Genomic DNA, 21777 nt, shown 5'->3' with positions numbered 1-21777 from the left:
ATTAACTAAATAATTTAATATGAAAAATTAAGTGAAATAGGCAAATTAGTTGTTTTAACAATCAATAATGAATTATGATGATCTCAATAATCGAATACTATCTGTTTATGGGGTGTAGCTGTACAATAACCCGAATTTATGAGAGGAACCATTGCTTCTTAGCTGTATATAAGTTACATCAATTCTAAAAAACAGTAGTGAAACTCAATAAATAGTAATAAAATGAAAGTAATACTAATACGGAGTGTGATGTTAGATGGACGATGTTCCCTCGAGTTTGATTGCGTTATTTATTATATTATTAGGTTTGTCTGCTTTTTTCTCCTCAGCTGAAACTGCTTTTTCAAGTGTTAACAAAATCCGACTTAGAAATTATGAGGAGGAAGGAAGGCGAGGGGCTAAGAAGGCTGTAGACATTGCTGAGAATTTTGATAAGACGCTTTCAACCCTTTTGGTTGGTAATAACCTTGTGAACATTGCTGCCGCAACACTTTCTTCACAAATTGCGATTCAGTTGTTTGGCCCTAGTCTTGGAGTATTTATTAGTACATTTGTCGTCACCATTTTGGTTTTGATTTTTGGTGAAATTATCCCGAAATCATTAGCGAAAGAGTATGCTGAAGGATATGCACTAAAAACATCAGGCATTCTATTTTTGTTGATACATGTGTTTTACCCAGTAACTTGGGTGTTTCTACAGATTAAAAAACTTGTTTCCTTTTTTGTGAAAAACAAAGAAAACTCACCATCTGTAACTGAAGAAGAAATTAAAATGCTTATACAAATCAGTGAAGATGAGGGTGTTTTAGGTAAAAATGAAAAAGAGATGGTACAGCGTTCCTTAGAATTTGATGATATTATTGTTCATGAAATTTTAAAACCACGTCCTGATATGATTGCAGTTGATGTCAACCAACCTGTTTCTGAAATCAAAGATGTTTTCTTCAAAGAACATTTTTCGAGAATACCAGTATATGATGGCAATATTGATAATATCATTGGAGTCTTGTCTGAGCGTGATTTTTTAACTGGCTATATTAAAGATGGCGAGAAGCTAGATGTAAATTCAATAATTAGGAAACCGTTATTTGTAGTCGAATCTATGAAAATCTCATCCTTGCTTCCAGAATTACAAAAGCAGAAGGTTCATATGGCTATTGTAATTGATGAATTTGGTGGCACGTCAGGATTAGTAACATTAGAGGATTTATTAGAGGAGATTGTCGGAGAAATTTGGGATGAACATGATGTGAGTGTTAATCAAGTAAGTCAGGTCGGACCTTCTAGCTATCTAGTTGATGCTGATTATTCAATTGATGATTTTGTCCAATTTGCTGATATTAATGCTCCAACGACCTCAAACCATACATTGGGTGGTTGGTTAATTGAGGAATTTCAGCGAATTCCAAAAGTTGGAGAAGAATTTTTCTATGAAAATTTGATCTTGAAGATTGAGAAGGCAGAAGAAAAGAGAGTCCGTCAAGTTCATCTGAAGATTAAGAAAAATAGTAATGAAGTTGAGCAAAAAGCAGCTATTTAATAAAAATCTTCCCCCTTGAATTTATTCACAGGGGGGTTCTTCAAGTTCTTCATACAATAAGAGATAAATAATGTGATAATATAATAAATAAGTTATTAGTCGTACGGATTTGGTTATAAACACAAAATTAAATATCCACGTTGATTATGATGATAGATATATTACAACGACAACTGAACTAGAGCGTGGTCAAATTGTCCGATACAATAATAAAATTGGATTATTCTAACTGAGACAGAAGCACCACGACACTATAAATATAAAACAATCATGAGACATCTAACACACCATTTATCAATTCAATTTGGAATGACAGAACCTGAAATTATCGATTGGACTGAACTCGGTCAACCTATCTATGATGGTGAACCACAACCAATATTTGTTGAAGTCGACTCATTTGCTGAACAACGAAAAATTATGGCTACTACTGGTGCAATTAGAGTAGCGGAAGGTGAAATATTATTTACTATTGCTGATAATGAAGAAACACGACAATTAGAAATAAATCATACGTTTAGGTTTGGTGGAAACATTGAATATATGCAATTGATCAGACGCAAAAAGGACTACTAATCTGAGATTCTGAAAAGGTAACATAAAAAGGGGCAACTAATTGGTTCTTCAATAAATCTGCCTTTTTTAACTGTTTTACGTTCATAAAACATAAAAAAACCTCCACAATTAGTATTGTGAAAGCAATTAAACGTCTATGTATTCCACTCGGTCATATCGACTCGGTCTCCCACGGTCTACGCAATTTTTAAGTATAATCCGTGTGATATGGAATTAGGGTCAGTTACTACAAACCTTAATTTGGCGGGGCAGTCTAGGAATCGAACCTAGCGGAGACGGCACGCGCCTCCCAAGCGGTTTTGAAGACCGTGGCGAACACCAGTATCACAGCCAGCCCCATGATTTGCTGATTAAATAAACGACTTTAAAATTATATAACAATCACATAGGACAAGCAAGTTTAAAGATTTATGGTGTGGAAAATCGGAGAGAGAGGTATAAACTCTTCAATAAACAGAAGCTAATGATACTTTTTCGTAAACAAATATTGAACAAAAGGTAATATGATCATTGCTAAGACTAATATAGCTAATAGAAAGACGTTATGTGTTCCATTGATGTTTTTGTCAAAAACCACAGCAAGTAAAATAAAGATAAGTAAAACATAGTAGCTAATTTTTGAACTTTTCTCTGTAATCCTTTGTCCGAGTTCTTCTTCAAGCAGAATTCCATCTTTATCTTCTTTATTCCCCCAAGTAATTGCTGAGAAAAATATCATTAATAACGATCCAATTGCTACAACTTCATTAAATCCAACCTCTTCTCCAGTAATGACTTTTAAAATAGTAAAGCCTATTACAATTAGAGTAGCAATTCCAAATATGATGGCACCTATTGTTCGTTTTCTCATTTTTTTATCTCCCCTAATCTTCTTCATGTATAAATAAGCTATCAACCTTTACATCTAAAGATTTCGCAAGATTAAACGCTAACTGTAAACTTGGGTCATATTTGTTATTTTCAATCGCATTTATTGTTTGCCTACTAACATTACATAAATCAGCTAATTCCCCTTGGGAAATCCCCTTTTTTTCACGATATTTTCTTATTTTATTTTGCATACAAACAGCACCTTTAAACTCATATGATGTCAAACATATTTTACACAATTATTATATTAAAGGATTAATTCACTTGTCAAACATATTTTACAACCTTAAAGGAAAGAATTGCAGGATATAGAGTTTAATAGTAAAATGTAAGCAGTTACAACACTCCGGGTTAGTAGCTATTATCTTGTTATAACAACGTTTGATAAAAGTTTACTAGAACGACCCCAAACTGTTTTCATCTATAGAAAACAGTTAATCAATAGAAAGGGAGAGGTTACTATGCAAAAAGGTGAAAAGCTATGGTTTATTCCAGATGGATACATCCCTCCAGAAAGTAAAGGAGATCTCATTAGTCATGAATCAATATGTGTACTGAATTGCCAAGAACGTCCAGCACAATTATTCATTACGATTTATTTTGAAGACAGAGATCCGTTAGAAAAGATCCGATATGAAGTTCCTGCTAAACGAACGAAACATATTCGCACAAGTGAATTAGAAATTAATGGCGAGAAAATCCCCGTAGCAGTACCATATGCAATTGAAGTTGAAAGCGATGAACCGATTATTGTTCAATATAGTCGCCTAGATTCGACTCAACCGGAGTTAGCTCTTATGTCAACAATTGGATACCCACTTAAAAGATAAAAAGCAATATAAAAACATCACGTTTTGAGCTTACTATGCTCAGATGTGATGTTTTTTCTATAAAACAGCACGAAAGGAAAATTCATATAGATTGCCCACACATTACAAAATAGTTCAAGCTGAACTATACGAAAATTAATTGTATGCATACTGTATATTAAAGCGTAATGAAGGTGGGGTAATGAAGTGACTGATGAGGAAAAGTTGTTAACAGGTTCTTGGTTGGATGCTATTGGTACACTTATCTCAGCTGCTGCTGAAATTAGAGCTCTAGCGGGATTAAATGATATTAATAATAAGCTTGTTGCAATAGGGGAAGGTCTACAAGCGACTGGTACATTTTTAATTGGAACCGTTACGACAGATGACCCTCTCAATTTTGCCGGTAATTGGATTGATGGTGCAGGCGCAGCTACGTCGGCGTTAGCTGCTTATTTACAAGATATTGATGAGGAAAATGAGGAGGATTCTAATCGATTAGGGATTCTTGGTGATACATTTCAAGCAATGGGGGCTTCGATAAGTGCTTTAGCTGATCATATTGCAGGTGAAGAAGAATATGCAATTGGGAACGCTCTTCAAGGTTTAGGTGCTGGTTTAGAAGCTATTGGTGGAGTTTATGATTTACGAGGAAGAAAAGAAGGTCAGCTAATTACAACAATTGGTGCGATATTACAAGCCTTAGGATCTAATTACGGTGCAGCGCTTCTAACAAGGGAAACATTTAATTTAAATATTGATGAAAATTAAATGTTTACAAATGTTCGTTTACGTTCGATAATAGAATGACAAACTAGTCTTTGTATTTATTGGAGGATTCTATGCATTCAGTTGAACGGTATGAAGCGATATTAAATGAATTAGAAAAAAAGAAAATTGTCAAAGTATCTGAATTAAGTACATTGCTTGGAGTTACGGAAAAGACAATTCGTATTGATTTAGTAACATTAGAAGAAAAGGCTTGCTGAAACGAATTCATGGTGGGGCTGTTTTAAAGGAAGAGAGCGGCAGCCTTTTTCCAATTAATGAACGAAAGTCTAAACATAATGATCGGAAAATGCAATTATCAGAATCGGCACTTACATTAATCAAACCGAATGAAACGATCTTGCTGGACGGTGGCTCAACGACACAGAAGCTTGCGAAGTTGTTAGGAGATTTCCCGGTAACTGTTATTACGAATGATATAACGATCGCCAATGAATTAATGAGTAAAGAGCTTGTTCAATTAATGGTGTTAGGTGGAACACGAATCGGCACATCAAGCTCTTTATTTGGTATCCAAGCATCCGATTTGTTAAAACGAATACGTGTTAATCGCTTATTCATTGGTGCCACAGGAGTTTCAGTTAAGCATGGATTAACGGTATTAAACAGTTTTCATATTGAGTGGAAGAGGCAAATTTTACAATGTGCTGATCAAATTACATTAGTGGCGGATTCAACAAAGTTTGAAAAGGTGGGTTTGATTCAGTTTGCACAAATAACGGATGTGAATGAGATCGTCACTGATAACCAAGTAGATGAAAATATAAAGAATGAAATAGAGAAGTTAGGCGTTACAGTAATGGTCGGAGCGTAAGCAAAGTTTGTTTTGATTTTAAGTTGAATTCTCATAATATGGGTGCTATAATCGAACTGTAACGAACATAAATGAACGTAATAACGTTCGATATTGGGAGGTTTTGGAATGGTGCAAACGCCCTTTTCATTAAATGGTAAGATAGCTCTCATAACAGGTGCTAGCCGTGGGTTGGGACAAGGCATGGCAATCGGTTTAGCAGAGGCTGGGGCAGATGTCATTGGGGCTGGTATAAGTGACATGTCAGAAACTCGTAAGCAAATTGAAGCTTTAGGTCGTACGTTTTATGAAATTAAGGCAGATTTGAGTCAGGAAGGTGCTGCGGTTGAGCTAGTAGAAGATGCTCTGAGGCAGGTTGATCGCATTGATATTTTAGTCAATAACGCTGGAATCATTAGAAGAAATGAAAGTGAGCAGTATTCTGATGAAGATTGGGATGCGGTTATTAATGTTAACTTAAATTCAGTGTTTCGCTTAACTCGTGAAGTTGGAAAGCAAATGATTAAGCAGGGATCAGGAAAAATCATTAATATTGCTTCGATGCTGTCATTTCAAGGTGGTTTACGAGTGCCTGCTTATACAGCGAGCAAACATGCGGTTGCTGGCTTAACGAAGTCTCTTGCAAATGAGTGGGTTAGTAAAGGTGTAAATGTAAACGCTATCGCTCCAGGTTATATGGCAACGGATAATACGGAAGCCCTAAGAAAAGACGAGGCGAGAAATTCGTATATCACCTCACGCATTCCAAAAGGTGAATGGGGAACACCAGAAGATTTAAAAGGACCTGTTGTCTTTTTAGCGTCTGATGCTTCTAGCTATGTGAATGGTCATGTTCTTTGCGTTGATGGCGGATGGATGAGTCTTAAACGAAAACAATGAAACTTTGAAAGGGGAATGTAACATGGAAATTAGATATGCAGCTAATCCAACGGATACAAAGCAATATACGACAGATAAACTAAGAGAGGAATTCTTAATTGAATCTTTATTTGAAGAAGGACAGATCCACTTAGTGTATTCTCACCATGACCGCGTTGTTGTAGGTGGGGCTATTCCAACGGGTGAAACGTTAAAGTTAGACGCCGGTGACGCCTTACGTACAGATTACTTTTTAGAGAGAAGAGAGATTGGGATTGTTAATATTGGTCCTAATGGAACGGTTACAGTTGACGGCGAGAAATACCCATTAAATAAACGTGATTGCTTATATGTCGGCTTAGGCAACAAAGAAGTGACATTTGAAAGTGATGATCCTACTAACCGGCTCGTTTCTATTTAGTCTCGTGTCCTGCTCATAAGCAATATCCAACAAAAGTACTTCCGATAGCGGATGCGGAGCCAACGAAGCTTGGTTCAGATGCAGAATCAAATAACCGAACCATTTATAAGTATATTCATGGTGATGGCATTCAAAGCTGCCAGCTAATGATGGGGATGACATTGCTTGAGCCGAATAACATGTGGAATACGATGCCAGCACATGTACATGACCGTCGTATGGAAGTCTACTTATACTTTGATATGGAAGAGGAATCAAGAGTGTTCCATTTCATGGGAGAACCGAGTGAAACTCGTCATCTAGTTGTGAAAAATGAGCAAGCAGTTATTTCTCCACCATGGTCAATCCATTCAGGTGTTGGAACTAATAACTATACATTTATATGGGCAATGGCAGGAGAAAACTATACATTTAAGGACATGGATTTTGTGAAAATGGAAGATCTGAAGTAAATTGATAATGGAAGGTGTTTTAAAGGGATCATCCTTTTAAAACACCTTTTTTTAAAAAACGTAATTAAAGAACTGAAAAACTCTGTCTGTATCGTAAATGTACAGGCATTGCACGTAACTAGTCTTAAAAAGATGTTCTTCTTATAGTTGCCGCGTTGATTCCTTAATATTGATTTCCGGCTCTAGAACGACCGAATTTATCGGTTCTTTCGTTTCAATCATTTTCAAGACGTACTTTGCAATTTCATTGGCAATTCTCGTCGTCGGCACACCTACTGTTGTTAAATGAATTTGTAAATCTTTTGATTGAGGTATGTTGTCATAGCTTACAATTGAAAGCTCTTTAGGCACATTAATTCCGAGCTCAGTTGCCGCACGTAAAATACCTCGTGTCAAATCATAGCTTCCACTCACAACAGCGGTTACTTTGTTATTACTGTTAAATAGCTGTTTAGCTGCCATATAGCCGTCGTGAAGCTCTAATCCGTTCGTAGCAATAATGAAATTATGTTTCTCTTTCGTGTTTTCAATTCCCGTTTCTTCAAGAAACCCCCGCAGTTTGGCAAGTTGTAATGTATTTCCCTTCGACTGGTCCCGATAAAGGCAATGTTTTGATGTCCTAATTCCTTTAAATGTTTAACGGCTAATTTAATGGCGTATTGACGATTCACATCGATTGTTGGAGCATCCTTCTTTGTTTGTACACCATAATGTAAAATTGGCACCGTTGATTTTTCGGAAAGTTCATTTACATTATCATGTTCACCAAATACGATGATCGCATCAACTTGAAAACGATTAAATGTCGCGATTGCTTGATCAACTTTATTAATAGAAAGTAAGGTTGTATAGGAATATTCCTCAAGTAATTCATTTAACTTTGTAATTAATAAAGCTGGTGCTAGACGTTCCACAGTGGGCCATATGACTCCTACTGTAAAGGACTTTTTCTGAACTAAACTTCTAGCTGCAACGTTAGGTTGATAGCCTAATTGTTCAGCTATTTGTTTAATTTTCACTTTTGTCGGTTGTTTAACTAAAGGGCTATCTCGTAAAGCCTTTGATACGGTAGAATAACTAACACCAGCTTTTTTAGCAATATCTTTAATTGTTACACTCATTTGTTCCTCCACTTATGAAAACGTTGTTATATTTACTAATTATAGCAGAATAGAGTATGATTGATAAGAGAATTATGACTGTCTTAGAATGTGGGGAATGCAGCAATGTTAAAGCAAGTAAATTCATTTTTAGAAAAAAGAATGCTATTTTTAACTCCAACGGCAGTCGTTATTGGAGTAATTTGTTCAAGCTGGCTTCATACAATGGCTCCTCTTGTTCCATGGATTTTTGCATTTATTACGTTTGTTAGTAGTTTAGGGATTAAAGTTACCCAATTAAAAAGGTCGCTTCTCCATCCATTACCGATTTTATTCTCATTAATGATTATCCAATTAATCATGCCGCTCATCGCTCTTTGCATCGGGCATCTCTTTTTTACAGACGATCTGTATACAATTGTTGGATTAATTATTGCCTTTATTATTCCAACAGGAGTTATAAGCTTAATGTGGGTATCAATATATAAAGGAGATTTATCAGTCACATTATTAATTGTTTTGATTAATACATTACTCTCACCGTTATTCGTTCCTCTATCCTTACAGCTATTTGTCGGTGCTAGCATTGAATTGGATATAGTACAATTGATGTCAAGTTTGTTTTGGATGATTGTCGTTCCTTCATTATTAGGAATAGTAATGAATGAATTTGTTATAAAATCTAGTAAAACGGTAAAGGGAATGTTATCCCCTTTTGCAAAGTTTAGTTTATTAATCGTGATTGCTGTTAATAGCTCCGTTGCGGCACCTGCATTTCAATTAAATGGACATTTAATGAAAATAACGTTTACAGTATTCATCTTAGCATCACTCGGGTATTTACTAGGAGCAGTATTTGCAAGGCTGATTCGTTCGAATGATCAAGTTACGATTAGTATGCTTTTTAATAGTGGAATGAGAAACATTAGCGTCGGAGCAACGATAGCAATTGTATATTTTCCTCCACAAGTATCTGTGCCAATTGTAATAGGAACCTTGTTCCAACAAACACTAGCAGCACTTTCGGGTAAAATATTGACATCATTCTTACATAAAATGAATCAAAATATGAAATCTATAAGTTAAGTAGTAGCGTCATTTTTGTTTAGAGAAAAGAAGTGTAGTATGATATGGAGGAATCTTTGAATTTGCAATGAAAGGGTATTATGATGAAACATTATACAATCGGTCTAGCCGGCCATATTGACCATGGGAAAACAACGTTAACAAAGGCATTAACAAATATAGATACCGACCGATTAAAAGAAGAGAAAGAACGGAAGATTTCAATTGAGTTGGGCTATGCGCCGTTACAACTAAGTGAAGATATGGAAATTTCAATAATAGATGTTCCGGGGCATGAACGATTTATTAGACAAATGATTGCCGGTGTAGCTGGGATTGACCTAGTCCTTTTAGTTGTTGCGGCTGATGAAGGGGTTATGCCGCAAACGCGTGAACATCTGGAAATTCTACAATTATTAAATATAAAACGTGGTCTAGTTGTCGTGACAAAGGTAGATCGTATTGATGAAGAGTTGAGGGAGATCGTTGAGCTCGATATTCGTGATTCCATTGAGGGGACGTTTTTAGAGGAGGCACCATTACATTTTGTAGATAGTGTAGCTAAGGATGGAATCGAAGAATTAAAAGCTACGATAAAAAAAGAGTTAGACGCTGTACCGAATCGTGATGATAGCGGTGCTTTTCGTTTACCGATAGATCAAGTTTTTACGGTTCATGGACAAGGTACGATTGTTCGGGGAACTGTTTATGAAGGCAATGTTCAAGAAGGAGATATGCTAGAGCTATACCCACAACAAATTCCTGTACGTGTTAGGCAGCTCCAAGTACATAGGCAAGAGCGAAAACAGGGAAGGGCAGGTCAACGTGTAGCAATTAATCTCGGAGGATCGCACGTGATCAAATGAAACGTGGGAATGTATTAGTAGAAAGTGGACATTTTGATCAGACGAACATTATTGATGTTTCCTTAAAAACGGTTAACGACCTGCAATATGTATTAAAACAAAGAGGAGCAATTAAAGTTCATATTGCAACAGCAGAAGTATATGGGGAAATCGTCTTTTTGATCGCAACGAACTAGTTGAGGGCGGTGTTGAAATCGTTTGTCAACTTCGTCTTGATGAGCCAATAGTGGCGAAAAGAGGTGACCGTTTCATCATTCGCCGCCCTACACCTCCAGAGACAATAGGTGGTGGGGTAGTTATAGATGCCCATGGACAAAAGTATCGTTTCGGTTTGAAAACAATTGAACGATTACAGCAAAAAATGCAATTAACGCCGAAAGAGCAATTACTAGAGCGCTTGAAGACAGAGAAGCTACTATCTCAACTAGAGGCTTGTAAAGAATTACACCTTTCAGAGGTAGAATTTAAGCGGGACGTTCTACAATTTAAATCAATTTGTATATTACCTAGTGGAGATGTAACAAGTCTTGCTGTTGTAAGCTCACTAAAATCACATGTTGCAGCAGAGCTTACTCGTTATCATAACGATTTTCCGTTACGTTCAGGAATGAATAAAGCAGAGCTTATTTCACGGTTCGTCGATCAATACCCAAAGAAACTAATAACTTGGCTAGTAGATGAGGGAGTAAAGCAAAATTGGTATAAAGGGGTGGGGCCCTACATTGCATTAACTTCCTTCAAACCTCATCCACCAGAACAATGGAAAAAAAGAGTTGACCATGTCCTTCAAGCTTTAGAGAAGGAACATGTAAAAGTTACACCACTACTAGAGCATTTGGAGGTACAACATATTCCAAATGAGCTTCATTCGGATATAAGTCATTATTTGGTTTATCAAAAGCTTGTGTTTCAATTAGATGAGAAGCTTTTTATTCATGTAAAGCCATTTAAACATGCTATTTCTTGCTTGTATAAGCAAACAGGTCAGCAATTTTCGCTTCAAGATGCCAAAGAGATTCTTGAATTATCGAGGAAATACGTCGTTCCATTCGTTGAAAAGCTTGATCAATTAGGGCTAACGATTCGTCATGAGAAGGAAAGGGAATGGAGAGTAGATCAGCTTGAAAATTGGCTCAATTCAACATCCTAAATGTTTATTTTTTACCCCTTATTATTACTCGCAGCGCGGCAATGCAATAACAGCAAGACGTCTTGTTAAGGGCTTTAAAAAGTTGGGAATGACAATTCATGTTTTTGCTTATGAGGAAGAAGTTTGGACTTCAAAATGGGAAGACTATTTAAGAGAAGCTGATATTTATCATATTTTACATTTCAAACGATTTTCCAACTGGTTAACGAAAAAAGCGGCTCATTTACAAATGAACAAGCCATATATTATCACCTCTGGTGGAACCGATATTAATGAAGATCTAAAGCATGAGGAAGTCGTTCGTTTAGTAGAATCTGTTATCGATTTGTCATGTGCGATAACGGTTTTTAGTCAAGATGGATATCAAAAATTAATCAATGTATATCCGGAACTTGTGGACAAAGTTTTTGTGATTCCCCAAAGTGTTTGGCTACCTGAAACGGACCAAAGTGTGTCTTTCCAATTAGACGGCTCACCGGCCTTTTTGTTACCTGCTGGGTTACGTGAAGTGAAGGATATCTTTTACTTATTTGACGAACTCCATTCATTGCGAGTTGACTATCCTTATTTAACATTCACGGTTGTAGGCGAGCCACTCGACCATACTATATTGAGACAGGTTAACGAATTAAGGAAAGAGCATGATTGGTTTCGTTATATAGAAGGTGTACCATTTGAACAAATGGCGGCTGTCTATAAGCAAGCAGAGATTGTTTTAAATACGTCTAAATCGGAGGGGCAATCTAACGCTTTACTTGAAGCAATGTATTGTGAAAAGCTCGTTATGGCACGCCGGAATGCGGGGAATGAAAGTGTAATAACCGATTTCGAAACAGGTCTGTTGTTTGATCACCCATCCGAATTTAGAACGAAATTTAAAGAAATTTTTCATTCAAACAAGAAAACAGAACTAAAGCAGCAAGCAAAGGCCTATATTGAAAGGAATCATTCTTTAAAAAAGGAAATGAAGCAGTTTTTGAAAGTATATGAACATTGTTTAAAATGAATAGGGAAAAGGAGAGAGAAATATGAAGAAGTGGTTACTAATATTTTCGATTGTCGTAACGTTAACGGCATGTGGAACGGTAGATGAAGCTGATGAGAATCGTGATGTAGAAGGGGTGTTTGAAATCGCCGTTATTCCATCACAATCAACAGGCGAGATGCAAACAGGGTTAAACAATCTTGAGGAATTTTTAACAGAACAACTAGGTCGCCAAGTTGTTGTTGAGCAATACCCAAATTACAATGCGGTTGTTGAAGCGTTAAATTATAATCATATAGATTTAGCGTTTTTAGGTCCATTAACGTATTTGATAGCCCATGAACAAAGTGGGGCACAAGCCATCTTAACGATCGAAGTCGATGGCAGCTCTTTTTACCATTCCTACATTATTACAAATAATAATGAGAATTGGGAAGACTTAGATGATTTATTAGCTGATGTGAATGAAGTTGACTTTGCATTTGCGAGTATTAGTTCAACATCAGGCCATTTAATTCCTGGCTTGCATTTACGACAGTTAGGGTACTATGATAGCGAAAACGAGCATTCCTTCAATCAGATTCAATTTGCCGGTTCACATGACATTGTAGCTAGTTTAGTTCAAAGTGGTGAGGTAGACGCTGGTGCAGTCGATAGTGCCATATTAGAGTCGTTAATAAATGAAGATGAAGAGGAAGGTGGAACATTAGGTGAAGATTTGAAAATAATTTGGCAGTCTGAGCCATTGTATCAATATCCATGGGTTGTTCCTGCTGAAACGAATGATGAAATAATTACGGAGATACAAAAAGCTTTTTATGAAATTGATGATCCAGAGATTTTACGAGTTTTTGGTGGAGCGAGTCGATTTGTGGAAGCTGATGACAGTCAATATGCAGATGTTTTAGAAGCAGCACGCGAGTTTGATATGTTGGATTAGAATTGGGGTCATCGACATGGTTTGGTTTAAAAAGCGCTATATCCTTTATACGCTATTTCTTTTGCTTGCTCTTTTCTGGAGTATGAACATGACCAATTTTGAATGGAGAAAGTTGCTTCAAGTTGGCAATATGATTGATATGACATCACGTTTTTTTCCGATCGAGTGGTCACTTTTTCCAAGTATGGCTTATCACAGTCTTGTTACGTTATCAATGGCCTTCCTTGGGTCCTTTCTAGCACTGATTGTGGCACTTCCATTAAGTTTTTTAGCGGCAAAAAATACGAGTGGCAACTTAGGAATGTACACAGCGGTTCGTGGTGGGCTTAGTGCCTTACGTTCCATACCAGAGATTGTATTTGGGCTTATTTTTGTTACGGCCTTTGGTTTAGGACCTTTTCCAGCTGTATTAGCGATTATTCTTCATAATATCGGAGTATTAGGGAAACTACTATCAGAATTAATTGAGGCTGCCGATGATGGCCCGCAAGAAGCGATGCGCTCTGTTGGTGCGACAAGATGGATTGGTCATATATTTGCGATCGTTCCTCAAATATGGCCTAACGTGCTCTCGCATTATTTTTATCGATTTGAAGTGGCCATTCGTACATCGTTGATTTTAGGCTTTATTGGCGGAGGAGGGATTGGCCAGCAGCTATTCAATCATTTCCAAAGCTTTTATTATTCAGCTGTTGCTCTCGATATTGTTCTTATTATGATCCTTGTTATTTTTGTAGACTTTGTTGGTGCAAAGGTACGGGCTAGGGTTATTTAAGACAGTCAAAAGTATAATCAAAGTTGGTTTATTGTTAGTTGTGTTTACATAAGAAGAGAGGGGGGTTGTTGTGTTAACAATAAATAATTTAGTTGTGCGTTATCCGAATACAAATGAAAATGCAATCGATCATTTACATCTCAAGATGCAACGTGGTGAATTTATCTGTGTTCTCGGTCAAAGTGGTGCTGGGAAGTCTACGTTTATTCGTACAATCAATCGTTTGCAGCAGCCAACCTCAGGTGAAATTATATGGGATGGTGTTGATGTTACAACTGTCACAGAAGGAAAAATGAGAGAAATTCGTTCAGATATGGTGATGATCTTTCAGCATTTTAATCTAATACCTCGTATGACTGTCTTTCAAAATACGTTAACGGGTGCGTTTGGGAAAAGACCGCCGCTAAAAAATTTACTCGGTCTATTTTCGGAAGAAGAGAAACAGCGAGCGTACAAGGCATTAAAAGAAGTAGGCTTAGAAAAACATGCTCATAAACGAGTTGAAGCACTAAGTGGAGGTCAAAAGCAACGAGTTGGAATTGCTCGTGCCCTACTTCAAGATCCCCAACTACTATTAGGAGATGAGCCTGTTGCAAGCCTTGATCCGTCAACGTCAGAAAAGATTTTTGCGTTGTTAAAGAGGATTCATGAGGAGCGTAATTTATTATCGATTATCAATGTACATGATGTTCATCTTGCCAAGCAGTTTGCGACAAGAATTATAGGATTACGTGAAGGAAAGCTGATCTTTGATGGAAAACCCGAGGATGTAGATGAACAGCAGTTTTCTATTATTTATAAAGATATTGTTTGACAAGAAAGTGAATAAAAAAGAAATCCGAACTGAATCAAATGATCGTTCGGATTTCTCTTTATCTAAAAAATTTGTTGCAACTAACATTTTCTCGACGTAGACGAATTGCAGGAAATAATAAATTGTTCCATTCTAAAGATTAATCTTGTAACGCAACTTTATTTTTAACAATGATTGGAACGCTTTGACGTTCGATAACTTGTCCGATGATCGTAGCTGTTTTTCCGGCTTGATTCATCCGCTGTATATACTCTGTTGCTTCATTTTCTGGCATGGAAATTAATAGCCCACCGGACGTAATCGCATCACATAAAATGTGCTGTTCTACCTCCGTTAGTGACTGATCATATTGGACAGAGTCCTTTAACCAGCGTACGTTTGCTTTGGATCCTCCGGGAATAATCCCTTCCTTTGCAAGTTGAATGGTACCGTCAAGCATTGGAATCGATTGATAATCAAGCTTAAATGTCACGTTACTACCTCTTGCCATTTCAAAGCTATGACCTAATAACCCAAAACCAGTAACATCAGTAACAGCATTTGGATGTAGACACTCGAGCTGGCTCGCTGCAACTTTATTTAGTTCAGCCATTGTATCAGTAACTGCTCGTTCTTGCTCATCAGTCACAGCAGCCCGTTTAATACCTGTCGTTAAAATACCAACACCAATTGGTTTTGTTAATATTAATTGGTCACCAGCTTTTGCACCGACATTTTTAAAAATGCGTTTTGGATGAGCTAGACCAGTAACTGATAAGCCAAACTTCGGCTCTTGATCGTCAATCGAATGACCACCAACTATGACGGCTCCTGCTTCTTTCGTTTTATCAGCAGCCCCTCGCAAAATATCAGCTAATACTTCATGAGGCAGCTGAGTGATAGGGAAGCCAACGATATTCATGACAGTTGTCGGTTTTCCTCCCATCGCATAAACGTCACTTAAGGCGTTAGCGGCGGCAATTTGCCCGAACATATATGGATCATCAACAACCGGCGTAAAATAGTCAACCGTTTGGATTAAAGCTAAATCTTCCGTTACTTGATAAGCTCCGGCATCATCAGATGTATCTAGACCAACGAGTAGATTTGGATCGTGTGATTGTTTAGGTAAATGTCGCAAAACTTGCGACAGGTCTTCAGGACCAATTTTGCATCCTCAACCTGCTTTTGTAGAAAAAGAAGTTAAACGAATCATATCTTTCTTTTCCAAGGTGAGCACCTCCATTTAAGGGTATAATATATGTTTTGCATCCTATCCTGTATTATCCTACAATAGAGATGAATTCAATGTAAAGGAGTTTGATTATAATGGAATTTAAAGTTAGTGTAGAATTTTGTATGATGTGAAACTACGCTCCAAAAGCCGTGAGTTTCACGGATGAAATATTGGAACATTTTCGTGGGAAAATAAAGGAAGTTACGTTAATCACAAGCTCTGGTGGTGTCTTTGAAATTGTTGTCAATAATCAATTGATTTATTCAAAAAAGGAAACAGGGGAATTTCCAGATCCAAAGGATATTATCACCATAATGGAGCAGCTTTCTTCGTAACCCCGTTATTCTTAGCTCCTTCTTGAAAGAATAATTATTCTTCGGAAGGTGCTAATTCTCTACTATTATTTAAAAAGGTGATGAAATGAATCATTTATTAAGGCAAATACCAGCCATTCATGAACTACAACAGGACAAGCGATTTAGTCAGCTATTAGAAGGCATGTCGAAACAAAGAGCAACGGAATGCTTACAAGAGGCGGTTGCTGAATTACGAGATCAGCTAGTAAATAGTCAAATAGATGACCAACAGCTACATATAACAGACGAGATCTTTTCCATTTTATCAGAGCGTCTCAGTGAGCATTCCTTACAACGATTACAAACGGTTATTAATGGGACTGGCACAGTGTTACATACTAACTTAGGTCGTGCACGACTAAGTGAAAAAGCGATGCAAAATGTTCGCGATGTAGCGATAAATTATTCAAATTTAGAATACGATTTACAAAAAGGTAAGCGTGGTTCCCGTCATGATGTCATTGAAGGGGTATTAAAAGCAGTAACTGGTGCTGAGGCAGCGATGGTCGTTAATAACAATGCAGCAGCTGTTTATTTCATTTTAAAATCTCTTGCAAAGGATCGTGAAGTGATCGTTTCAAGAGGTGAGCTTGTAGAGATTGGTGGTTCCTTTCGAGTGTCATCGATCATGGCTGAAAGTGGAGCGAAGCTTGTTGAAGTAGGTACAACGAATAAAACTCATCGCAAGGATTACGACGAAGCGATAACAGAGCAAACGGCAATGATTATGAAGGTTCATACGAGTAATTTTAAGGTGATTGGTTTTACGCAAGAAGTCCCACCAAATGAATTAAAGCAGATTTCCGAAGATAGGGGCCTTATCTTCTATGAAGATTTAGGCAGTGGTGCTTTATACGATTTTCGTCAAGATGGAATTGGTGCTGAACCGACAATTGCAGCAGCGTTAAAGCATGCGGATCTTGTTAGCTTTAGTGGCGATAAATTACTAGGTGGTCCACAAGTAGGGTTAATTGCTGGGAAAAAGCAGCTTATTGATATGCTAAAAAAGACCAGCTTGCCCGTGTACTAAGAGTTGATAAAATGACATTAGCTGCACTTGAGGCAACGCTTATCGCGTATCAAGATAAAGATCAGGCGAAAAAGGAGCTCCCAACATTACGTGCGATTTTGCAAACAAAAGCAGAAATCTACGAAAAAATACAGCGATTTATACCCCTTATAGAGGGTCATTATCAATTTGAATTACTAAGTGGCACATCACAAGTTGGCGGCGGAACGATGCCGGAAGTTAAACTTGATACGTATTTACTCGCTTTAACTAGGCATTCTCATAAATCGACACTACTTCATACCCGATTGCGTACTGGGTCACCAGCTGTTATAAGTCGAATACAGGATGGTACACTTATGTTTGATTTTCGGACGATAGAAGAAAATGAGTATGACTTGTTAGCTAGTCGACTAATTGATGTACTTAAATGATAAAGGTAGGGGATCATATGGAAGGGAAGAAAGCTTCAGAATCGAAGGCAGTAATGACCGATCTTGTTTTGCCTCCAGATACAAACTTTTTAGGCTCGATTTTTGGAGGGAACGTAATGGCATACATTGATAAAGTGGCTTGCATAAGTGCGATGAGGCATGCTCGTTCAATGGTCGTTACGGCATCAAGCGATAGCTTAGATTTTATTGCTCCAATACAGGCAGGAGAAGCGATTTGTTTAGAAAGCTTCGTTACGTTTACACATAAAACCTCAATGGAGGTGTATGTAAAAGTTGAGGCTGAGAATTTATTGACAGGTGAAAGGCGGTTAACCGCTACCTCTTATTTAACGTTTGTTGCATTAGATGAATCGGGAAAGCCAACCGAAGTTCCCCCGGTTATTTGTGTATCAGACGAAGAAAAATGGCAATATAACGGGGCAAAGAAGCGTCACTTATTACGACAGCAACGTCGTGAAGAACGGAGAAACAGATCCGCTACTGAATGAATAAATTAGCCCCTAAAATGGATGATAGGGGCTTGTAAGATGATTACTAATTCTTCCTGCGTGTGCTTGATGTGTATGGTTACGTTTTTTTACTTTTTTTGAGCCACTTAATGGAGCTGGTTGGCTGTTTGAGTGGTGATTTTTTTGGGCATTTCTTCTTTGATCTGCGTACGTATTATGCTCTGTCATCGCTGTTAACTCCTTTTATTGTCGTTTCTTTCGTTTTCTTATTATTTTGTCTTTGCATTTCTGTTAAAGGTTCCCCGCTTGCTTCTTCCATATAGAAACTATTTATACCGGCATCTTTGCCTTTGGCATTTTTGTCTGTCATGTTTGTGACTTGATGATTTGATTTCTTTTTGACCATTGATAACACCTCCAATATGTATTGTTTGTCCAATGATCGGAACTATTCACTTAACCAGATTTTAGCGAGTGTTCTGTCATAACTTTAGTATTTTGAGTAATAGTAAGCATACGTGCTATACTACGTAAGGGGAATGAAAAGATTCACCAATATCAAGAAAAATAGAAAAAGACGTTTATTCTTTTGACAACTTTTGATATTCTTAAATAGGGCTATTTACAAGTTAGTGATTAAAGCGCTTCATTTACTTGTAGACCACATATTTAGACAATAGAAAAAAGTTGATGTATGATAGTTTTGTAAAGGAGGGGCATACATATGTCGCAAAGTAAAGATGTATTTAACGCACGTTCATCCTTTTCTGTGGATGGAAAAACAATTAACTATTACTCTTTGAAAGCATTAGAAGATGCTGGTGTTGGAAACGTTTCAAGTCTTCCATATTCAATTAGAGTTTTGCTCGAATCAGTCCTTCGCCAATACGATGGATACGTAATCAAAAAAGAGCATGTAGAAAATCTCGCTAATTGGGGTACTGACAAGTTAAAGGATATTGATGTACCTTTTAAACCATCACGAGTTATTCTTCAAGATTTCACAGGGGTTCCTGCTGTTGTTGACTTAGCTTCTTTGAGAAAAGCAATGGCTGATTTGGGCGGAAATCCTGATCAAATTAACCCAGAAATCCCGGTTGATCTAGTAATTGATCACTCTGTTCAAGTTGATAAAGCAGGAACAGATGATTCATTAGAACACAATATGTTCCTTGAATTCAAGCGTAACCAAGAGCGTTACGAATTTTTGAGTTGGGCGAAAAAAGCATTTGATAACTATCGTGCGGTTCCACCAGCAACAGGTATCGTCCATCAAGTAAACTTAGAGTATTTAGCAAATGTCGTTCACTCTGTCGAAGAGGACGGTGAGACAGTTGCCTTTCCAGATACTTTAGTTGGTACTGACTCTCACACTACAATGATTAACGGTATCGGCGTACTTGGCTGGGGTGTTGGTGGTATTGAGGCTGAAGCAGGAATGCTTGGTCAACCTTCTTATTTCCCAGTACCTGAAGTAATCGGTGTGAAATTTAATGGTACGCTTCCAAGCGGAACGACAGCTACAGATGTTGCGTTAAAAGTGACACAAGTACTACGTGAGAAGAAGGTAGTTGGTAAGTTTGTTGAATTCTTCGGCCCAGGTCTTGCTGTTATGCCGCTTGCTGACCGTGCGACGATTTCAAATATGGCTCCTGAATACGGTGCGACATGTGGTTTCTTCCCAGTAGATGAAGAAGCATTAAACTACATGCGTTTAACTGGACGTTCTGAAGAGCAAATTAAGCTTGTTGAAGAATATTGTAAAGCGAATGGTTTGTTCTACGTACCTGGTGAAACAGCTGATCCTCGCTATACGGATATTGTTGAAATTGAGTTAAGTACAATCGAAGCAAATCTTTCTGGTCCGAAGCGTCCGCAAGATTTAATCGAATTAAATGACATGCAATCGTCATTCCGTAATGCAGTTGTTGCACCACAAGGTACACAAGGACTTGGTTTAACGGAAGCAGAATTTGATAAAGAAGTCGAAGTGAAACTTAACGATGGTCGTACAACGACGATGACAACAGGTTCTATTGCGATCGCAGCGATTACTAGCTGTACGAACACATCAAATCCTTATGTGTTAATTGGTGCAGGTTTAGTTGCTAAGAAAGCAGTTGAAAAAGGTTTACAAGTTCCTGATTTCGTCAAAACATCACTAGCACCTGGTTCAAAGGTTGTTACAGGATACTTAACGGATTCTGGCCTGCTTCCATATATGGAGAAGCTAGGATTTAATATTGTCGGCTACGGCTGTACGACATGTATCGGAAACTCTGGTCCACTTGCAGACGAGATCGAAGAAGCTATAGCTGCAAACGACCTAACGGTAACTTCTGTTCTTTCAGGTAACCGTAACTTTGAAGGACGTATTCATCCGTTAGTTAAAGCGAACTATTTAGCTTCACCTCCACTCGTTGTGGCATATGCTTTAGCAGGAACGGTTGATATCGATCTCCGCAATGATTCACTAGGAAAAGACCTAGAAGGCAATGATGTTTTCTTTGATGACATTTGGCCTTCTGCTGAAGAAATTTCGAAAGTTGTTAAAGAAACGGTTACTCCAGAATTATTCCATCGTGAATACAAAGACGTATTTGATAGCAATGAAAGCTGGAATAAGATTCAAACGACTGATGAGGCTCTTTATAAGTGGAATGATGACTCTACTTATATTGCTAACCCACCGTTCTTTGAAGATCTTTCTCCAGAACCTGAGGATATTAAACCATTGTCCTCACTACGTGTCATTGGTAAATTTGGAGATACGGTTACAACAGACCATATTTCACCAGCTGGTGCGATTGGTAAAGATACACCTGCAGGTAAGTATTTGATTTCAAAAGGCGTAGAGCCAAGAGAATTTCAACTCATATGGTTCAAGACGTGGTAACCACGATGTTATGATGAGAGGTACATTTGCTAACATCCGTATCCGTAACCAAATTGCTCCTGGTACAGAAGGCGGTTATACAACTTACTGGCCAACTGGTGAAGTAATGGCGATCTATGATGCAGCATGAAATATAAAGAAGATCAAACTGGACTTGCCATTTTAGCTGGGAAAGATTACGGAATGGGTAGCTCTCGTGATTGGGCAGCTAAAGGAACAAATCTACTTGGTATTAAAACAGTTATTGCTGAAAGCTATGAGCGTATTCACCGCAGTAACCTTGTACTTATGGGTGTATTACCTTTACAGTTCAAGGAAGGTGAAAGTGCTGATACTTTAGGATTAACTGGTGAAGAAGCATTTGATGTTAAAATTACAAATGATGTAAAACCTCGTGAAGTTGTTAAAGTTGTTGCAACAGCTAAAGACGGTACAACGACTGAATTTGAAGTGGTTGTTCGCTTCGATAGTGAAGTTGAAATGGATTACTATCGTCATGGTGGTATCTTACAAATGGTTTTACGTAATAAGCTTGCACAAGCAAAAGCTTAATTCAATAAAAAAGTGTCACA

Annotated in this window: 23 protein-coding genes, 1 tRNA gene and 4 pseudogenes; 20 read left to right on the top strand and 8 right to left on the bottom strand. The window is 37.6% G+C overall.

What is annotated here, in order from left to right; genetic code table 11:
• The first annotated feature begins 256 nt into the window (after positions 1-256).
• Together JCM19034_RS03395 and JCM19034_RS03390 are read left to right on the top strand one after the other, a co-directional pair.
• Positions 257-1540, top strand: coding sequence for a hemolysin family protein (locus JCM19034_RS03395; RefSeq protein WP_062047274.1), 1284 nt, complete (start codon positions 257-259; stop codon positions 1538-1540).
• Positions 1541-1810: 270 nt separating this feature from the next.
• Positions 1811-2116: a hypothetical protein gene (locus JCM19034_RS03390; RefSeq protein WP_062047272.1), complete on the top strand. Its 306-nt coding sequence runs from the start codon at positions 1811-1813 to the stop codon at positions 2114-2116.
• Positions 2117-2357: 241 nt separating this feature from the next.
• Here JCM19034_RS03390 and JCM19034_RS21515 read toward each other — a convergent pair.
• The 3 genes from JCM19034_RS21515 to JCM19034_RS03380 form a co-directional block, all read right to left on the bottom strand.
• Positions 2358-2454 (bottom strand) — tRNA-Sec (locus tag JCM19034_RS21515).
• A 122-nt stretch (positions 2455-2576) separates the two neighbouring features.
• Positions 2577-2966 carry a hypothetical protein gene (locus JCM19034_RS03385; protein WP_062047271.1) on the bottom strand — a complete coding sequence of 130 codons (390 nt, stop codon included), beginning with the start codon at positions 2964-2966 and terminating at the stop codon, positions 2577-2579.
• A 13-nt stretch (positions 2967-2979) separates the two neighbouring features.
• The gene (locus tag JCM19034_RS03380) at positions 2980-3177 is read right to left on the bottom strand and encodes a helix-turn-helix transcriptional regulator (protein ID WP_062047269.1); all 198 of its coding nucleotides are present in this window, start codon (positions 3175-3177) and stop codon (positions 2980-2982) included.
• Between the two features lie 270 nt (positions 3178-3447).
• Between JCM19034_RS03380 and JCM19034_RS03375 the strand changes: the two genes are divergently transcribed.
• From JCM19034_RS03375 to kduI, 6 genes and pseudogenes are all read left to right on the top strand, one after another.
• Positions 3448-3816, top strand: a complete 369-nt coding sequence (locus JCM19034_RS03375) for a sensory rhodopsin transducer (RefSeq protein WP_062047266.1) — start codon at positions 3448-3450, stop codon at positions 3814-3816.
• Positions 3817-4002: 186 nt separating this feature from the next.
• Positions 4003-4566 carry a hypothetical protein gene (locus tag JCM19034_RS03370; RefSeq protein WP_062047264.1) on the top strand — a complete coding sequence of 188 codons (564 nt, stop codon included), beginning with the start codon at positions 4003-4005 and terminating at the stop codon, positions 4564-4566.
• A gap of 71 nt (positions 4567-4637) precedes the next feature.
• Positions 4638-4784, top strand: a complete 147-nt coding sequence (locus JCM19034_RS22765; RefSeq protein WP_231686783.1) for a DeoR family transcriptional regulator — start codon at positions 4638-4640, stop codon at positions 4782-4784.
• The gene (locus JCM19034_RS03365; RefSeq protein WP_231686782.1) at positions 4778-5398 is read left to right on the top strand and encodes a DeoR/GlpR family DNA-binding transcription regulator; all 621 of its coding nucleotides are present in this window, start codon (positions 4778-4780) and stop codon (positions 5396-5398) included. The genes JCM19034_RS22765 and JCM19034_RS03365 overlap by 7 nt, the downstream gene beginning before the upstream one ends.
• 108 nt (positions 5399-5506) lie before the next feature.
• Positions 5507-6277: a 2-dehydro-3-deoxy-D-gluconate 5-dehydrogenase KduD gene (gene kduD / locus JCM19034_RS03360; protein ID WP_062047262.1), complete on the top strand. Its 771-nt coding sequence runs from the start codon at positions 5507-5509 to the stop codon at positions 6275-6277.
• 22 nt (positions 6278-6299) lie between these two features.
• Positions 6300-7129 (top strand): annotated as a pseudogene (gene kduI / locus JCM19034_RS03355) (5-dehydro-4-deoxy-D-glucuronate isomerase).
• Positions 7130-7270: 141 nt separating this feature from the next.
• Here kduI and JCM19034_RS03350 read toward each other — a convergent pair.
• Positions 7271-7687 carry a substrate-binding domain-containing protein gene (locus JCM19034_RS03350; protein WP_082393705.1) on the bottom strand — a complete coding sequence of 139 codons (417 nt, stop codon included), beginning with the start codon at positions 7685-7687 and terminating at the stop codon, positions 7271-7273.
• Positions 7609-8250 (bottom strand): LacI family DNA-binding transcriptional regulator, encoded by a 642-nt coding sequence (locus tag JCM19034_RS03345; protein ID WP_062047258.1) that lies wholly within the window; start codon positions 8248-8250, stop codon positions 7609-7611. The genes JCM19034_RS03350 and JCM19034_RS03345 overlap by 79 nt, the downstream gene beginning before the upstream one ends.
• Positions 8251-8355: 105 nt before the next feature.
• On the opposite strand from JCM19034_RS03345, the gene JCM19034_RS03340 reads away from it, so the two are divergent.
• The 8 genes from JCM19034_RS03340 (at position 8356) to phnC (ending at position 14824) form a co-directional block, all read left to right on the top strand.
• A complete protein-coding gene (locus JCM19034_RS03340) occupies positions 8356-9315 on the top strand; it encodes a bile acid:sodium symporter family protein (RefSeq protein WP_062047256.1) in 960 nt (319 codons plus the stop codon).
• Between the two features lie 83 nt (positions 9316-9398).
• Complete coding sequence (gene selB / locus JCM19034_RS24575; protein ID WP_370621795.1) at positions 9399-10160, top strand: selenocysteine-specific translation elongation factor; 762 nt, start codon at positions 9399-9401, stop codon at positions 10158-10160.
• Complete coding sequence (locus tag JCM19034_RS24570; RefSeq protein WP_370621794.1) at positions 10157-10336, top strand: hypothetical protein; 180 nt, start codon at positions 10157-10159, stop codon at positions 10334-10336. The genes selB and JCM19034_RS24570 overlap by 4 nt, the downstream gene beginning before the upstream one ends.
• 50 nt (positions 10337-10386) lie before the next feature.
• Positions 10387-11310: a SelB C-terminal domain-containing protein gene (locus JCM19034_RS24565; protein WP_370621793.1), complete on the top strand. Its 924-nt coding sequence runs from the start codon at positions 10387-10389 to the stop codon at positions 11308-11310.
• Entirely contained in the window at positions 11282-12316 is a 1035-nt protein-coding gene (locus tag JCM19034_RS03330; protein ID WP_062047254.1) for a glycosyltransferase family 4 protein, read from the top strand. Before JCM19034_RS24565 ends, JCM19034_RS03330 begins: the two co-directional genes overlap by 29 nt.
• 22 nt (positions 12317-12338) lie before the next feature.
• Positions 12339-13235, top strand: a complete 897-nt coding sequence (gene phnD, locus JCM19034_RS03325; protein ID WP_062047252.1) for a phosphate/phosphite/phosphonate ABC transporter substrate-binding protein — start codon at positions 12339-12341, stop codon at positions 13233-13235.
• 16 nt (positions 13236-13251) lie between these two features.
• Positions 13252-14010 carry a phosphonate ABC transporter, permease protein PhnE gene (gene phnE, locus JCM19034_RS03320; RefSeq protein ID WP_062047250.1) on the top strand — a complete coding sequence of 253 codons (759 nt, stop codon included), beginning with the start codon at positions 13252-13254 and terminating at the stop codon, positions 14008-14010.
• A 70-nt stretch (positions 14011-14080) separates the two neighbouring features.
• A complete protein-coding gene (gene phnC / locus JCM19034_RS03315; protein ID WP_062047249.1) occupies positions 14081-14824 on the top strand; it encodes a phosphonate ABC transporter ATP-binding protein in 744 nt (247 codons plus the stop codon).
• A 139-nt stretch (positions 14825-14963) separates the two neighbouring features.
• On the opposite strand, the gene selD is transcribed toward phnC, so the two are convergent.
• Positions 14964-16019, bottom strand: coding sequence for a selenide, water dikinase SelD (gene selD, locus JCM19034_RS03310; RefSeq protein WP_370621807.1), 1056 nt, complete (start codon positions 16017-16019; stop codon positions 14964-14966).
• Between the two features lie 164 nt (positions 16020-16183).
• Here selD and JCM19034_RS03305 point away from each other — a divergent pair.
• The 3 genes and pseudogenes from JCM19034_RS03305 to JCM19034_RS03295 all read left to right on the top strand — a co-directional run.
• Positions 16184-16375, top strand: a pseudogene (locus tag JCM19034_RS03305) (Rdx family protein); the annotation flags it as partial.
• An 85-nt stretch (positions 16376-16460) separates the two neighbouring features.
• A pseudogene (gene selA / locus JCM19034_RS03300) lies at positions 16461-17839 on the top strand (L-seryl-tRNA(Sec) selenium transferase).
• A gap of 17 nt (positions 17840-17856) precedes the next feature.
• Complete coding sequence (locus JCM19034_RS03295; RefSeq protein ID WP_062047241.1) at positions 17857-18348, top strand: acyl-CoA thioesterase; 492 nt, start codon at positions 17857-17859, stop codon at positions 18346-18348.
• 12 nt (positions 18349-18360) lie between these two features.
• Here the strand turns inward: JCM19034_RS03295 and JCM19034_RS03290 are convergent, their stop codons facing one another.
• Complete coding sequence (locus JCM19034_RS03290) at positions 18361-18537, bottom strand: small acid-soluble spore protein P (RefSeq protein WP_062047239.1); 177 nt, start codon at positions 18535-18537, stop codon at positions 18361-18363.
• Entirely contained in the window at positions 18524-18715 is a 192-nt protein-coding gene (sspO, locus tag JCM19034_RS03285) for a small acid-soluble spore protein O (protein WP_062047237.1), read from the bottom strand. The genes JCM19034_RS03290 and sspO overlap by 14 nt, the downstream gene beginning before the upstream one ends.
• A 318-nt stretch (positions 18716-19033) precedes the next feature.
• On the opposite strand from sspO, the pseudogene acnA reads away from it, so the two are divergent.
• A pseudogene (gene acnA, locus JCM19034_RS03280) lies at positions 19034-21757 on the top strand (aconitate hydratase AcnA).
• Positions 21758-21777 lie beyond the last annotated feature (20 nt).

Source organism: Bacillus sp. JCM 19034 (assembly GCF_001310635.1).
Taxonomy (GTDB): Bacteria; Bacillota; Bacilli; order Bacillales; family Bacillaceae_D; genus Halalkalibacter.
This window is presented reverse-complemented; position numbering and strand designations above follow the sequence as displayed.